A 14,180-nucleotide genomic window follows, 5' to 3' on the forward strand; every position below is an offset into this window, starting at 1 on the left:
CACTTAGTGAGCACAAGCCTACGGCGCAGTGGGAACTTAGTGTTCGTTGTAAGGGCGTAGTGCGAAATAACGTTTCGCACGGAGTTTATTATGATGGCTGCCAGTACAGCAAAAACAGGAGGTAATCATTTTGTACAACAAGGTTGACACAAACCTGAATTTCGTTCAGCGGGAAAGAGAAATCCTGAAGTTTTGGAAGGAAAATGACATTGCCAAGAAGTGTATTGATATCCGTGAGGGCTGTGATACCTTTACATTCTACGATGGACCGCCAACTGCCAACGGCAAGCCTCATATCGGTCACGTATTGACCCGTGTAATCAAGGATATGCTTCCACGTTACCAGTCCATGAAGGGCAAAAAGATTCTTCGTAAGGCCGGTTGGGATACCCATGGTCTCCCGGTAGAGCTGGAGGTAGAGAAAAAGCTGGGTCTGGATGGCAAGGAGCAGATTGAAAAATATGGCATTGAGCCATTTATCAAAGAATGCCGTGAGTCTGTGTGGAAGTACAAGAGTATGTGGGAGGAATTTTCCGATGTTGTCGGCTTCTGGGCAGATATGGATGATCCCTATATTACTTATGAAAATAACTACATTGAGTCTGTTTGGTGGGCACTTAATGAAATTTGGAAGAAGGGCCTTCTCTATAAGGGCCATAAGGTAGTTCCATATTGCCCTCGTTGTGGTACCCCTCTTTCTTCTCACGAGGTAGCTCAGGGCTATAAGGATATCAAGGAGCGTTCTGCCATTGTTCGTTTCAAGGTGAAGGGTGAGGAGAATACCTCCTTCCTGGCCTGGACAACCACCCCTTGGACCTTGCCTTCCAACCTGGGCCTGGTAGTAAATGCCGATGTGGATTATGTAAAGGTAAAGTGCAACGGCGAGTACCTGATTTTGGCTGAGGCTTTGGTAGAAAGCGTATTCTCCGGTGTTAAGTCCAAGGATAATCCGGAGGAAGCTGCCAAGGTAGAAATTGTGGAGCGGTTCAAGGGTAAGGCATTGGAGCATAAGGAATATGAGCCGCTTTATGACTTTGCTGTTGGCAAAATCAAGAAAAAGTGCTTCTATGTAATGTGTGATGATTATGTAACCACCTCTGATGGTACTGGTATCGTTCATACTGCACCAGCCTTTGGTGAGGACGATGCCCGGGTTTGCCGCAAATATGATATGGACTTTGTTCAGTTTGTGGACAGCAAGGGCGGCATGACCGAGGACACCAAGTGGCCTGGGGTATTTGTCAAGGAGGCAGACCCATTAATTCTGGATGACTTGAAGGCTTCCGGAGCCCTCTTTAAGGCTCCTAAGTTCGAGCACAGCTATCCGCATTGCTGGCGTTGCGATACTCCGCTTATCTACTATGCCCGGGAGTCCTGGTTCATTAAGATGACTGACGTAAAGGAAAAGCTCATCGCCAACAACAAGACCATTAAATGGATGCCTGATTCCATTGGGACCGGCCGCTTCGGTGAGTGGCTGGAGCACCTTCAGGATTGGGGCATCAGCCGTAACCGTTATTGGGGAACTCCGCTGAATATTTGGGAGTGCTCCTGCGGCTGTCAGCATTCCATCGGTTCTATTGAGGAGCTGAAGTCCATGTCGGATAACTGCCCGGATGATATTGAGCTTCATCGTCCATATATTGATGATGTGACCATCAAGTGCCCGGATTGCGGCAAGGAAATGCATCGTGTGCCAGAGGTAATCGACTGCTGGTTCGATTCTGGTTCCATGCCATTTGCCCAGTGGCATTATCCATTTGAAAACAAGAAAATTTTTGAGGAGCGCTATCCAGCTGACTTCATTTCTGAGGCAGTAGACCAGACACGTGGCTGGTTCTATTCTCTGCTGGCAATTTCCACCCTGCTCTTTGATAATTCATCCTATAAGAACGTAATCGTTCTGGGCCACGTTCAGGACAAGGACGGCAAGAAGATGAGCAAGTCCAAGGGTAACGCCGTTGATCCTATGGAGGCCCTTAATAAGCATGGTGCCGATGCTATCCGTTGGTACTTCTACGAAAACAGTGCTCCTTGGCTGCCAAACCGCTTCCACGATGATGCAGTGCAGGAGGGGCAGCGCAAGTTCATGGGTACCCTGTGGAATACCTATGCCTTCTATGTGCTTTATGCCAACATTGATAATTTTGATGCCACCAAGCATGAGCTGGATTATGACAAGCTGTCCGTAATGGACAAGTGGGTGCTGTCCCGTCTTAATACCCTTATCAAGACCGTAGACAACAATCTGGCTAATTATAAGGTTACAGAGACTGCCAAGGCTCTCCAGGAATTTGTGGATGAGCTGTCCAACTGGTATGTTCGCCGCAGCCGTGAGCGGTTCTGGGGCAAGGAAATGAACCAGGATAAGATTAACGCTTACATGACGCTGTACACCGCCTTGGTTACCGTTATTAAGCTGTCGGCCCCAATGGTTCCATTCATCACCGAGAGCATTTACCGCAATCTGGTTTGCAGTGTTGACGACAAAGCTCCTATTTCCGTACATCTTACCGACTTCCCAGTGGCAAATGAAGTATTTATTGATGCTGAGCTGGAGAAGAACATGGAGCTGGTGCTGGAGGTTGTCGTTCTTGGCCGTGCTGCCCGTAATGCCTCCAATATTAAAAATCGTCAGCCTATTGGCAATATCTTTGTTAAGGCTGACAGCCAGCTGGATGATTTCTTTAAGGAAATCGTGGCCGGTGAGCTGAATGTGAAGCATGTGGAATTCAAGGATGATATGGGGGAATATCTCTCCTATACCCTGAAGCCACAGTTCAAGGTCCTTGGCCCTAAGGTAGGCAAGCAGATGGGCGAGGTTAAGGCTGCTCTGGCAACGCTGGATGGTGCTGCGGCCAAGGAGGAGCTGGACAAGACCGGCAAGCTGAAGCTGTCCTTAAAGAGCGGCGAGGTAGAGCTGCTGCCTGAGGATATTGAGATTATCATGACCCAGACGGAGGGCTTTGCCACCCAGCGTTATGGCAAGGTTACTATCGCTCTGGAGACTACCCTGACACCGGAGCTCATTGAGGAGGGCTTCGTTCGGGAGATTATCTCCAAGCTTCAGACCATGCGTAAGGAGAATGGCTTTGAGGTTACGGACCGCATTAATGTATTTGCGGCCGGCAACGACAAGCTCACCGATATCCTGTCCCGCAACGAGGACATGGTAAAGGGGATTGTCCTTTGTGATGGCATTACCTATGGCTCCACCGATGGCTTTACCAAGGAGTGGAATATCAACGGCGAAACCATTACCCTGGGTGTAAAATAAAAAATAATCCTTTTCAGACGCAAAAACAGACGCAAGCTGCGACATGCTTTTGCGTCTGTTTTTTTTACAACGTATTATCAATTCAGTATGACAAGCCTGTTTGGTACCCAATACAGTACTATCCTACAAATCCTTCTTCATTGCTGTGGCCTTATAGCTCATATCCATCAGCACCTCCAGCATCCGCTTATCGGCCTTGCGAAGGTCCAGGCTGATCCAGTGCCGTTTATTCATATGGTAGGCGGGATATATGCCCTCCTCCCACAGAAGGTCATCACGCATGGCTTTAGGCACCTTTAGGTTAATGACGGTGATGGAGGTGTCCTCCTCCAAGCCCAATCGGTTGGCCGGTATATCCATAAACAGACAAAACCATTTCTGGCTCACCCTATGGCGAAATACAAATGCATCCAGCTCCTCCCAGGGATAGTCCTCATCTACACCATATGTACCCTTTATGTATTCCAGGGCCTGCTTTTTCGTCATAATAATCACCTGCTTCACTGGTTTTTCATTCAGTATACCACTAAAAACATTATTGTTCACCTGCTTACATAGGAAAATAAATAGCCATATTTACATTCTTTCGTTTGTTGGTGTAAAATTTACTTAGTATTCAAAATCAAAAGAGAGTTTGGGGATATTATCATGAAAGAAACCGTAGTGGATTTACGCAAAATAAGTGATGAGGATAGAAATAAAGCCATTGAATTGGAAAAAATGCTATTTAAGCTCAACCATACCATGCCGCGGACCGAGGAATATATGGCGGCTCTCAGGGATATCTTTGGCGACCGGTTTGGTGAAGGCAGCTATATAGTGGCTCCTTTATCGGCGGTTTGTGCCCACAATATCCTTATCGGTAAAAATGTGTACATTAACAGCAATTTCCTGGCCATGGCCCGGGGGGGCATTACCATTGAAGACGATGTACAGATTGCCGGTAATGTGTCGATATTGTCCAATAATCATGATCCCTACGAGCGGATGGTATTGACCTGTAAACCCGTTCTTATTAAGCAGGGAGCGTGGATAGGGGCCGGTGCCACCATATTGCCGGGAATAACGGTAGGCAAGCATGCCATTGTAGGTGCCGGTTCAGTGGTTACGAAGAACGTGCCCGATTATAGTGTGGTGGTGGGCAATCCCGCCCGGGTGGTGAAGGAGCTGGAGGCTCACAAGTTTCCTGATATGACCGCCCCATCTATAAAAAACAGCTATATGGGCAGCTACAATTTTCAGGGGGGAGAAACCGGTTATTTCAGCCTGATTCCTTATGGCGAAAAAGACAGTCTGGCCGAAATCCGCTTTTTGGCACCTGATGGAGCAGAGAAGCTCACCTTTGACAACGGGGAGGTTGGCTGGAGGCTGGCTGATGGTACTGAATTGAATATTAGTCGGGGAATGTTTACCAGACGGCTGGGGGATATAATTGAACCGGTGATTAAGGATCCCCACGTTCCGGGGAAGATGATTGCCATTGGCTACGAGGTAACAGACGGTGATATGACATTAGAGGCTGAATGGTCATTCTTAGATGATTTTTGATTATTCAATGAAGGGGGGAGGAGGCTATGCGTCAGTTGATGCTTTGCCTGTTAGTGATTTATATGGTGTCACTTTCTTCAGTGTGCTTTGCCGGTAATGACCTTCATAAGGAGGACAAGGGATATGGCTTGGGGGGAGCAGATTATATGCCGAAGGAAAAACAGTTTAGAATGGTGGATATTATCAGCAAAAAGCGGGATGGAGCCAGCCTAAGCAAGGAGGAAATACAGTACTTTATTGATGGCTGCGTGGATGGCTCTATTCCTGACTATCAGACCTCAGCCCTGTTGATGGCTATTTATTTCAAGGGGATGGAGGACCAGGAGCTGGCTGATTTTACCATGGCCATGGCCCATTCCGGAGAGATGATAGATTTGTCACCTATTAGAGGCGTCAAGGTAGATAAGCACTCTACCGGTGGTGTGGGTGACAAAACCACCATGGCGATAGCCCCTATTGTGGCCTCCTGTGACGTAAAAATTGCCAAAATGAGCGGCCGGGGATTAGGCCATACCGGAGGTACGGTGGACAAGCTGGAATCCATACCAGGATATCGTACTGTGCTGGACAAGGATGAATTTTTTAATCAGGTAAATGAAATAGGGGCCAGTGTCATCGGCCAAAGCGGCAATTTGGCTCCGGCCGATAAAAAGCTTTACGCCTTGCGGGATGTAACAGGCAGTGTGCCCAGCATTCCCCTTATTGCATCCTCGATTATGAGCAAAAAGCTGGCTGCCGGGGCGGATTGCATTTTACTTGACGTAAAGTGCGGCAGCGGAGCCTTTATGAAAAATGTGGCTGATGCGGTTACCTTGGCAGAAAAAATGGTGACTATCGGCGAGCACAACGGGAAAAGAACCATGGCCTACGTCACCAATATGAATATGCCCCTGGGGCAGAATATTGGTAATGCCCTGGAAGTAAAGGAGGTCGTCGATGTACTCAATGGTAAGGGGCCGGAGGACCTGACCAGGGAGTGCGAGGAATTATCCGCCACCCTTTTAATGATGGCCGGCAAAGGAAGCCGGGCTGATTGCCTTGCCATGGTACAGCAGGCTGTAAAAAGCGGCCAGGCCATGAACAAATTCAAGGAAATGGTGGCTGCTCAGGGCGGTGATATTTCTGTATTTGATAATATGGAAGAATTTACCAGGGCGGCTGTGCGTTACGAGGTCAAGGCCGACAGAGAAGGATATATTGCTGATATGAATACTGAAGCCATCGGTATAGCCTCCACCATGCTGGGGGCCGGGCGGGAGACCCTGGACAGCGTTATCGACCCAATGGCCGGTATAACAATATGCAAAAAAACCGGGGATAAGGTCAATGCCGGAGATGTGTTGGCTGTATTCTATACCTCCAGGGAGGAGCTGCTGCCACCGGCGGTGAAGCGGTATCTTGAAGCTCTGACCTACAGTCAGCAGACACCAAAGGAGTCCAAGCTGGTATATGCCCTTGTGGAAAAAAATGGAGTGAAAATGTTTTAGCTGACGACTTGTAAAGCTTAACCTCCAGTATATTTGTCAGACATAATTTATTTGAAGTGGGCTTGCATCATAATTGATTTTTATGGTGTGAGCCCTTTATTTTATTTCGCGGTTATTAAAGATTTCCCACAGCTTATCGAATCAGAAAAAAAATTCAAAAAAAATAATTTTAAAAGAAGGAATATTTATGTATTTGTCGAATAAATTTAAAGTAGGATTTTATCCGAAGCTGTCTGGTGCAAAAATTGCATCCTCTGTGGAGGAAGTTATGCACCGGCAAGGCGACGGGAAAGTTCGGCTAAGTTCGGATAAGGCTGATGGCTTTGTCTGAGCAGGTGTTCATTTTATCGGTTAATTTGGTTTATTATAAAGGAGAGTAAGTATGGAAAAAGATCAATTAATTGCCGAGATGAAGAAAATCGTCGGGGAGGAAAACGTTCTTCATTCTAAGGAGGCTCTTTATGCCTATTCCTATGATGCAACACCTGGACATATTTATATGCCTGATGTGGTTGTATCGCCTGGTAATGTTCAGGAAGTCTCCGCTATTATGAAGTTTGCCAATGAGCACAAAATTCCAGTTTATCCCAGAGGCTCCGGCACCAACCTGTCAGCCGGTACCGCACCGCTTAAGGGTGGTATAGTACTGCTGATGCTCCGCTTCAACAAGATTCTTGACCTTGATTTGGAAAATCTCATTGCAGAGGTTGAGGTTGGCGTTGTGGTTCAGGATATTAACGACTATGTGGCACCACATGGCCTTATCTATCCTCCTGATCCTGGTACTGTAAAGACGGCCAGCTTAGGAGGAACTATTTGTGAAAATTCCGGAGGCCTGCGCGGACTGAAATATGGTATTACCAAGAATTATGTTCAGGGTCTGGAGGTAGTTCTGGCCAATGGTGATATTATTCATACCGGTGGTAAAAATGTAAAGGATGTTTCCGGCTATGATATGACCAAGCTCTTTACCGGTTCCGAGGGTACCCTTGGCATTGTTACCAAGGCATATCTGAAGCTGGTACCAAAGCCTGAGGCTCAGGCCAGCATGATTGCAGTATTCAACACCCTGGAGGATGCCGGTAACGCCGTATCTGATATTATTGCAGCCAAGATTATTCCTGCAACCATGGAAATTCTTGACAATTCTTCTATCCGTACAGTTGAGGACTTCATGCATGTAGGTCTGCCAACGGAGGCAGCTGCTATTCTGCTTCTGGAGGTAGACGGTCATCCGGTTATTGTGGCTGACGAGAAGGAAAAGGTTCTGGAGGTATTGAAGAAAAATAATGCTGCCGAGGTTACCCTGGCCAAGTCTCCTGAGCACAAGGAGCAGCTTTGGACGGCCCGCCGTATGGCCCTGCCATGTCTGGCCAAGCTTCGTCCGACTACTTTTGTTGAGGACGCCACTGTTCCAAGAAGCAAGCTGACCCAGTTCCTGAAGATTGTTACCAAGGCTGCCAAGGATTTCAATGTTACCATTGGTACCTTTGGCCATGCCGGTGACGGCAATATGCATCCGACCATTGTGTGTGACCTTCGTGATAAGGAGGAAATGGAGCGGGTACATAAGGCCATGGATGTTATCTTCCGTGGTGCCGTTGAATTGGGCGGTACTCTGTCCGGCGAGCATGGTATTGGCCTTGGAAAGCTGCCTTGGATGGAACTCCAGCATGGCAAGGAAGGTATGAACGCCATGAAGGCTATCAAGCGGGCTCTTGATCCAAATCTGATTTTGAACCCTGGTAAGCTGATAGGAGAGTGTTAATATGGCTAATGAATTAACTGCAGAGGAAATTAACAAGCATGATGCAACCCTGCTTAAGGATATAGACGATGCCCTGGCCAACTGCATGAAATGCGGTAACTGCCAGGCCGGTTGCCCAATTTATCGGGAGACCAGAAAGGAATTTTCCGTTGCCAGAGGTAAAATATCCCTGATGCAGGCTATTCTCAGTGGCAAATTGGAGATTACCAAGGAATTTGATGGTATGATGGCCCAGTGCCTGAGCTGTAAGACCTGTGCGGCCAACTGCCCATGCGGCGTAAAGGCTGATGAGCTGATACTCCGTGGCCGTCACGCTACCATCAAGGCCCGGGGACTTAATCCTATTAAAAAGACGGTATTCAGCCTCCTGTCCAATCGTCCGCTCTTTAATACAGTGCTGCGTATGGGTGGTATGTTTGGCTGGCTGACCTTTAAGGATATACCGGATAAAAACGCCGTGCTTTCCCGTCTGCCAATGCCGGGTATGGATCCAAACAGAGCAACGGCTCCATTGGCTTCCACTCCCCTGAGATCTGAGTATCCTCCTGTAATCAAGGTAGATAATCCTAAGCGCAAGGTGGCCTTCTTTACCGGCTGTACCATTAACTTCATGTACACCGATATGGGTAAGGCGGTCATCGAGGTACTGAAGGAGAATGGCAACGAGGTAATCCTGCCGGGTGCCCAGCATTGCTGCGGAACTCCGGTTCATGTATCCGGAGCCTTTGAACTGGCCAATGAAATGGCCAAGCACAATATCGAGGTTTTTGAACGCTATGAATGCGATTACATTGTAGGGGCCTGCGGCTCCTGCGTGGAGGCGTTGCTTGATTATCCTAAATGGCTGGAAAATGAACCTGATTGGGCAGCACGGGCCCAAAGCCTGGCCAACAAGGTTCGGGAAATCAGCCAGTTCCTGGTGGAGACCGGCTATAGAACCGATAATCTGGGGGCTATCAACAAGACGGTAACCATGCATGATCCTTGTCACATGGTTCGCGGTATTCATGTAACCGAGCAGCCTAGAGAAATACTGAAATCCATTCCAGGTCTTAATTTTGTGGAAATGAAGGAGCATGACCGCTGCTGCGGCTCCGGTGGTTCCTTCAGCTTGGCCCACTATGAGCTGTCCCGTAAGATTAATGACCGGAAGTGTGAAAACATAAAGGCCACCAATGCTGATTATGTATGTGCCAGCTGCCCAAGCTGCCGTATGCATATAACAGATGGTATCATACAGAACAAGATGCCACAGGTGGTTTATCACCCGATACAGCTTTTGGCAGAGTCCTATAAGCGGGGTAAGCAAAAGTAAAAAATAGGGATATATGGAAAAGCCAGTGAGAAGCAATTTGTCTCTCACTGGCTTTTTATTATGAAATCTTAGTAAATCAAATCCGAAGGATGCAGATGAGCTTTAGATTTCGTTGTAAGGGCGTAGTGCGAAATAACGTTTCGCACGGAGTTTTCTGTGGGTAATATTTTGATTTCAGGCCTGTTATTTTTGTACCTTGGTTTCATCAATCTTCGTGCCATCAGGCAGGAAGCAGCGGATCGTTATTACATTTCCTTCCACATCCATGGTCATATAATTATCGGTTTCCGGCTGGGGTGCCACCACCTCATCCAAGGCATGATCGGTCCACAGTCGGTCATAGCGCACATTACCGGCTAACCCGCACAAAATATACAGCGGACCCTTCGGGTCGTGCCTTCCCTGTATTATATGCCCACGATTTCTATAGGTATGGAGGTGCCCGGTCAATACAATATCTACATTATATTTTTCAAAAATAGGCATAAACAGCTGTCCCTCCTCCGAAAAGCCCTCCTTGCGCTCCGGCATTCTGGCAATGCGATATTGAAGCACATCCTTGTGCATAAGGACAATTTTCCATGGCTTGGTTGTACGCTGCAAATCCTTTTCCAGCCAATCCGCCTGTTCCTCCATTAATCCTGATTTAAAATCCTTAATCTCCTTTTCCACGGTTCCTAATACAGCAAAATGAACCTGCCCATAATCAAAGGAGTAATAGTAGCGATTAAAATTCCTGCTGTTATTATCGGGAACATTGAAATAGCGTAAATAGGCCATAGGAAGCTGCTCCTTCCAGTCCCGGTTATAGCATTCATGGTTGCCTACTACAGGTGCAAAGGGTAGTTGGTCAATAATGCCATCCAGGGCCCAAAACCAGGCCCGCCATTGACTGCTGTCCTCGCCATTATCCACCAGATCACCCAAATCAGTGAAAAGCTCCGCCTCTGGATGACGTTTTATGGCATTTTGGGCCACATTTCGCCAATCACTGTAATCACTGGACTGGGAGTCCGTAAAAATCAGCATGGAAAACTTATTTTTATGCTCTGCGGCAGTCTGCAAGGGAAACCATTTACTGGTCTTGCTGCCGTCCTCCACAGCAAATTCATATTTAGTATCTGGTTCCAGCTTATCCAGCAGGGCGGAATATTGAATGTGATTTTCTCCATCATCAAAAAAGGAATCATCCTGAACCGGCATGACCATTTCCCGGCTAGTATCCTCCTGCAGACGCAGACGGATTTGAGGATTGCCCATGTATTCCGAAGCCTGCCACATTATTCTGCGACTCCTTGAATTATCGGCGGTTACCATCTGCCGAAGGTATTGAATTTGTTTATCCTGTAAAAGCTCCCGGGCCTGATTTTCTATATCCCGGCCAAGGGAGGTCCTTCGCAAAGTAAAGATGCCGCCTCCGGCCGCCAATACACCAATTCCGGCCATGGCCTTCAGGAAATTCCGGCGTGAAATCTTGTTTTTTTCTGTCATTTTTCATCAATCCTATTTTGTATCTATTTTTTCCATTTTCCTATTCTATCAGTAACAGTAGGCTGCAAGTCAAGTATTTTATTGAAATGATATCCCGAAATACGAAAAAATGCTCACAGGGGTTATACAATCCCTTGTGAGCACCTTGCACATAAGCTGTTAATCATTGTTGGGCGGTATGTACTCAATTAAATCGGTAATGTTACAATCCAATGCGTAGCACAGTCTGGCCAACACAGCAGTGTCCAGCCTTTGTACGGTATTGTTGCAGTAGCTCCGTACCTGGGAACGCTGCAGCTCGGCCCTAAAGGCCAGCTTATTTATACTGATATTCTGCTCTTTTCGTATATCTTCCAGCTTAATGCGAATTTCTCCAAAATTTATTTCCTTCATGCCTATCACCATAAAATGATAACTTATTCAGGTGGAGTTTTAACTACACCTGAATTTAGTTGAATTTTACCCAGGGCTTTGCGGACGAATCCAAGAGGCAACGCCTATTGGTTAATACGTCCCATGCGAAAGTGTCCTGCAAAGCAAGACCATGGTCTTAGCTGAGCAGCTGACACTGACCGCTACGGGTGCTTAACTCCCACCTTAGAGGAGGGAGTCTTAGCACCCGTTAGCATCGGATAAAAACAAAACTACTATATATTTTATTATTTTCATTGGTAGTTTGTAATGGGTAAAATATTATGGTAATATTGATATGGGTAGATATATACCCATGTATATTGTGCCACCATTTTACTCGTAAATGGCGTGAAATAAAAACATGGTTGTTACAGAAGACCTTTTGTTGGATAGGAGGAAATGGGATATGTTTAAAAATCATATTTCAGCAGGGATAGCGTCCTTTCTTTTGTGTTCGGGCATGATGCTTGGCTTATCCGGCGTGGCGGATGCTTCCAGTACAGTAAACATTGACCGGGACGATGTGGCTTACCATCGGGAGATGGATAATAAATCCAAGAATTATGATTTTCAATATGAGCCTCAGCAAGGTATAAAGGTGGGATACATTATCACTGGTGATTGTGATGCCTTATTGGATGATAACACTATGGAATATATTCGTCGTGTTCTCCATACTAAATTTCCTGGAGCCCGTTATCCCATGGAGAGAATGGAAAATATTGATGGGCATATACACGTTGGGCGACGCAATACTGGAGATACCTTTATATTAAGTGAAGCCCATGACGTGTTGGCTTTGGAATTTGAAAAGTTAGAGAATATGTATCAAAGAATACCTAGGCGTGTGATTACTCGCAATGGCAGCAAAGCTGAAACGAGTAATGGATTGTCTTTTGGTGTTGATTTTGATAGGTGGGGTTATGGAAACTATTATGACAAAGATTACGATCGATATGGTATTAATAGCGGTATTACTTTTGGTTCAAAGTCTACGTCCAGACAGGATGTTGTTTCGGATGAGATAGATTCTTTAGGATCTGATAACACCTATGATTTTACGTCTCATCTCACAACTCTTCCTAAAGAGGACTATGTACAGTTTGTTCGTGAATTGGAGGAAGAAGGATTAGGCGGTTATGATTACCTTATAATGTTTAATATCAAGCCACTTAAAAGTGAGGTTAAGGGAAAATTATTTGGTTCTACCCGCCAAAGTGATTTCAGGCTTTCGGTTCGTGCAATTGATGTAGCCACTGGACGGTATATTGATCGTGGAGAATATTTATCAAGAGGCACTTCGTCTAGTGCCAGGCTATCACTGCCAGTTATTGGTGATTTAGGACCAGGTCCTAGCTGGCGACGGGCAATGAGAAAGTCCCTTATTGATGCCATGATAAAGAGCTTTGACCATATGCCAATAGGCAAGTATTCCGTTTGTGATAATCCATATTGTGTCAGACGTCAGGATGAAATTCGCATGGAAAATGTATTTGGCAAGAACCACCGCCATTGCGTAAAGCACTGTAACGATAGGACCTTCTGTGGTGATCATATGGTAGATTATCAGATTGACGCCGATTTACCATCAGGTTATGCAAAAGGCCAGAAGGATGAACTCTATATCCGTGATTAAGTGATTGTTGTTCTTTAACAAATTCTAAACTCATAACTGTTGGTGATGAAATGCTTGAAACAACTGTAAATACGAAACGTTAATAGTTGGTGATTATGAGGCTTTGCTTTTTGTAAGGCCTCATAGTGGTTTTTGGCTATTTTTTGATGCGGAGATGATATTTGTGAATATCGTTAATAATGATATGGCCAATATGTCCTTGGGGACGCTAAATAAAAATATTTCTCAGGCTTCCTTACGGTTGGCAAGGCTGGCTTCAGGGGCAAAAATAAGAGGGGCTTCTGATGGGGCATCAGAGTTTGCAATTTCCAGGAAAATGCAGGTAAAAATTCGGGCCTTGGATCAGGATAAAGAGAATGTCCACAATGGCATGTCTTTGTTAAAGGTGGCCATGGGCGGTGTTCAGGAACAGATAGACTTGATGAAAACGGTCAAGGAACGGGTATTGGATCGACCATCCTGTCTTGGTTTTACAAAACAATCCAAGAAATTATGAACTATATCTTGATGGCATTGGCAATGTGCTAAAAAGGTGTATCCGTGTTCACTAATCGATTAAAAAAGCATTTGCGGGGGAGTGATTGTGATGATTAGGCGGCAGCTATTGATGTTATGCAGAATTGTCGTTTTAGTGATGATACTGATTTTTGCAGGAAATATTAGTGTTGATACAGGTGAAGCAGCTGCATGGGGGAAGGCGTTTACCTATAAGGGGGATGTGTACAGCATAGATAATTTTCGTACCAGTGTAGTAAAATTCCCCCAGTCAGGTAAGGCCTTGGTTTCCTGGTGGCGGATAGAGCATGAGGATGGCACCTACTCTATTGAAAAATGGGCGTATAAGGGTAATCTGCCCAGAGGTACAGCCAAGGGGTGTATTCTGGCAGTGGCTCATTATGATCCTGTAGGCGATACAGAGAACAGCAAAACTATAACGGATAATCCATTGGATAGCGATTTTGAAGTGCTTTTTCCGGACTCTATTGGTGAAGAAAAATATCGGACGGCTATAAAGGTGTATTGTGACAGACGAGGCATATATCAGGCAGAGGAAATATCTGCGGTTTGGGATTAATTTCCTTCATAGAGGTATGGAGGTGATGAGCTTTTTTTCTATGACTATGCCAATGGCGTTATAATGTAGATGTGAAAAGAAGGTTTTCACCTCGATTGTTGATGAAATAAAACAAACCTCCAAAAGAAATAATGTCTGCGCTGCAATAACTAAAAAGAGGAGTCGCTTG

General features: G+C 45.9%; 11 protein-coding genes. 8 read left to right on the top strand and 3 right to left on the bottom strand.

Annotation, left to right across the window (positions count from 1 at the left end):
• The first annotated feature begins 130 nt into the window (after positions 1-130).
• Positions 131-3,277, top strand: coding sequence for an isoleucine--tRNA ligase (gene ileS, locus Q0Y54_RS02480; protein ID WP_297963943.1), 3,147 nt, complete (start codon positions 131-133; stop codon positions 3,275-3,277).
• Positions 3,278-3,400: 123 nt separating this feature from the next.
• Here the strand turns inward: ileS and Q0Y54_RS02485 are convergent, their stop codons facing one another.
• Entirely contained in the window at positions 3,401-3,763 is a 363-nt protein-coding gene (locus Q0Y54_RS02485; protein ID WP_297963945.1) for an MmcQ/YjbR family DNA-binding protein, read from the bottom strand.
• A gap of 162 nt (positions 3,764-3,925) precedes the next feature.
• Here Q0Y54_RS02485 and Q0Y54_RS02490 point away from each other — a divergent pair, with 162 nt between their 5' ends.
• From Q0Y54_RS02490 to Q0Y54_RS02505, 4 genes are all read left to right on the top strand, one after another.
• Positions 3,926-4,825, top strand: a complete 900-nt coding sequence (locus Q0Y54_RS02490) for a DapH/DapD/GlmU-related protein (protein ID WP_297963947.1) — start codon at positions 3,926-3,928, stop codon at positions 4,823-4,825.
• 26 nt (positions 4,826-4,851) lie between these two features.
• Complete coding sequence (locus tag Q0Y54_RS02495; RefSeq protein ID WP_297963948.1) at positions 4,852-6,312, top strand: pyrimidine-nucleoside phosphorylase; 1,461 nt, start codon at positions 4,852-4,854, stop codon at positions 6,310-6,312.
• Positions 6,313-6,694: 382 nt separating this feature from the next.
• Positions 6,695-8,080: an FAD-binding oxidoreductase gene (locus tag Q0Y54_RS02500; protein ID WP_297963950.1), complete on the top strand. Its 1,386-nt coding sequence runs from the start codon at positions 6,695-6,697 to the stop codon at positions 8,078-8,080.
• Position 8,081: 1 nt separating this feature from the next.
• Positions 8,082-9,395 (top strand): (Fe-S)-binding protein, encoded by a 1,314-nt coding sequence (locus tag Q0Y54_RS02505; RefSeq protein WP_297963952.1) that lies wholly within the window; start codon positions 8,082-8,084, stop codon positions 9,393-9,395.
• A 183-nt stretch (positions 9,396-9,578) separates the two neighbouring features.
• Here Q0Y54_RS02505 and Q0Y54_RS02510 read toward each other — a convergent pair whose 3' ends face one another.
• On the bottom strand, positions 9,579-10,886 hold the full coding sequence (locus Q0Y54_RS02510; protein ID WP_297963954.1) for a metallophosphoesterase: 1,308 nt from the start codon (positions 10,884-10,886) through the stop codon (positions 9,579-9,581).
• Positions 10,887-11,045: 159 nt separating this feature from the next.
• Complete coding sequence (locus Q0Y54_RS02515) at positions 11,046-11,279, bottom strand: helix-turn-helix transcriptional regulator (RefSeq protein WP_297963956.1); 234 nt, start codon at positions 11,277-11,279, stop codon at positions 11,046-11,048.
• A 427-nt stretch (positions 11,280-11,706) separates the two neighbouring features.
• Here Q0Y54_RS02515 and Q0Y54_RS02520 point away from each other — a divergent pair, with 427 nt between their 5' ends.
• The 3 genes from Q0Y54_RS02520 (at position 11,707) to Q0Y54_RS02530 (ending at position 14,011) form a co-directional block, all read left to right on the top strand.
• The gene (locus Q0Y54_RS02520) at positions 11,707-12,936 is read left to right on the top strand and encodes a hypothetical protein (protein ID WP_297963958.1); all 1,230 of its coding nucleotides are present in this window, start codon (positions 11,707-11,709) and stop codon (positions 12,934-12,936) included.
• A 163-nt stretch (positions 12,937-13,099) separates the two neighbouring features.
• Positions 13,100-13,432, top strand: coding sequence for a flagellin (locus Q0Y54_RS02525; RefSeq protein ID WP_297963960.1), 333 nt, complete (start codon positions 13,100-13,102; stop codon positions 13,430-13,432).
• 111 nt (positions 13,433-13,543) lie between these two features.
• Complete coding sequence (locus Q0Y54_RS02530) at positions 13,544-14,011, top strand: hypothetical protein (protein ID WP_297963962.1); 468 nt, start codon at positions 13,544-13,546, stop codon at positions 14,009-14,011.
• Positions 14,012-14,180: the final 169 nt, after the last annotated feature.

Origin of the sequence: uncultured Anaerovibrio sp., from assembly GCF_947302755.1 — a bacterium.
GTDB lineage: Bacteria > Bacillota > Negativicutes > Selenomonadales > Selenomonadaceae > Anaerovibrio.

Excerpts from the sequence above, each read along its gene's own strand:
- Q0Y54_RS02530 (WP_297963962.1), top strand. The coding sequence starts at position 13,544 with ATGTTATGCAGAATTGTCGTTTTAGTGATGATACTGATTTTTGCAGGA.
- Q0Y54_RS02485 (WP_297963945.1), bottom strand. The coding sequence starts at position 3,763 with ATGACGAAAAAGCAGGCCCTGGAATACATAAAGGGTACATATGGTGTA.
- Q0Y54_RS02490 (WP_297963947.1), top strand. The coding sequence starts at position 3,926 with ATGAAAGAAACCGTAGTGGATTTACGCAAAATAAGTGATGAGGATAGA.
- Q0Y54_RS02500 (WP_297963950.1), top strand. The coding sequence starts at position 6,695 with ATGGAAAAAGATCAATTAATTGCCGAGATGAAGAAAATCGTCGGGGAG.
- Q0Y54_RS02515 (WP_297963956.1), bottom strand. The coding sequence starts at position 11,279 with ATGAAGGAAATAAATTTTGGAGAAATTCGCATTAAGCTGGAAGATATA.
- Q0Y54_RS02495 (WP_297963948.1), top strand. The coding sequence starts at position 4,852 with ATGCGTCAGTTGATGCTTTGCCTGTTAGTGATTTATATGGTGTCACTT.
- Q0Y54_RS02510 (WP_297963954.1), bottom strand. The coding sequence starts at position 10,886 with ATGACAGAAAAAAACAAGATTTCACGCCGGAATTTCCTGAAGGCCATG.
- Q0Y54_RS02520 (WP_297963958.1), top strand. The coding sequence starts at position 11,707 with ATGTTTAAAAATCATATTTCAGCAGGGATAGCGTCCTTTCTTTTGTGT.
- Q0Y54_RS02505 (WP_297963952.1), top strand. The coding sequence starts at position 8,082 with ATGGCTAATGAATTAACTGCAGAGGAAATTAACAAGCATGATGCAACC.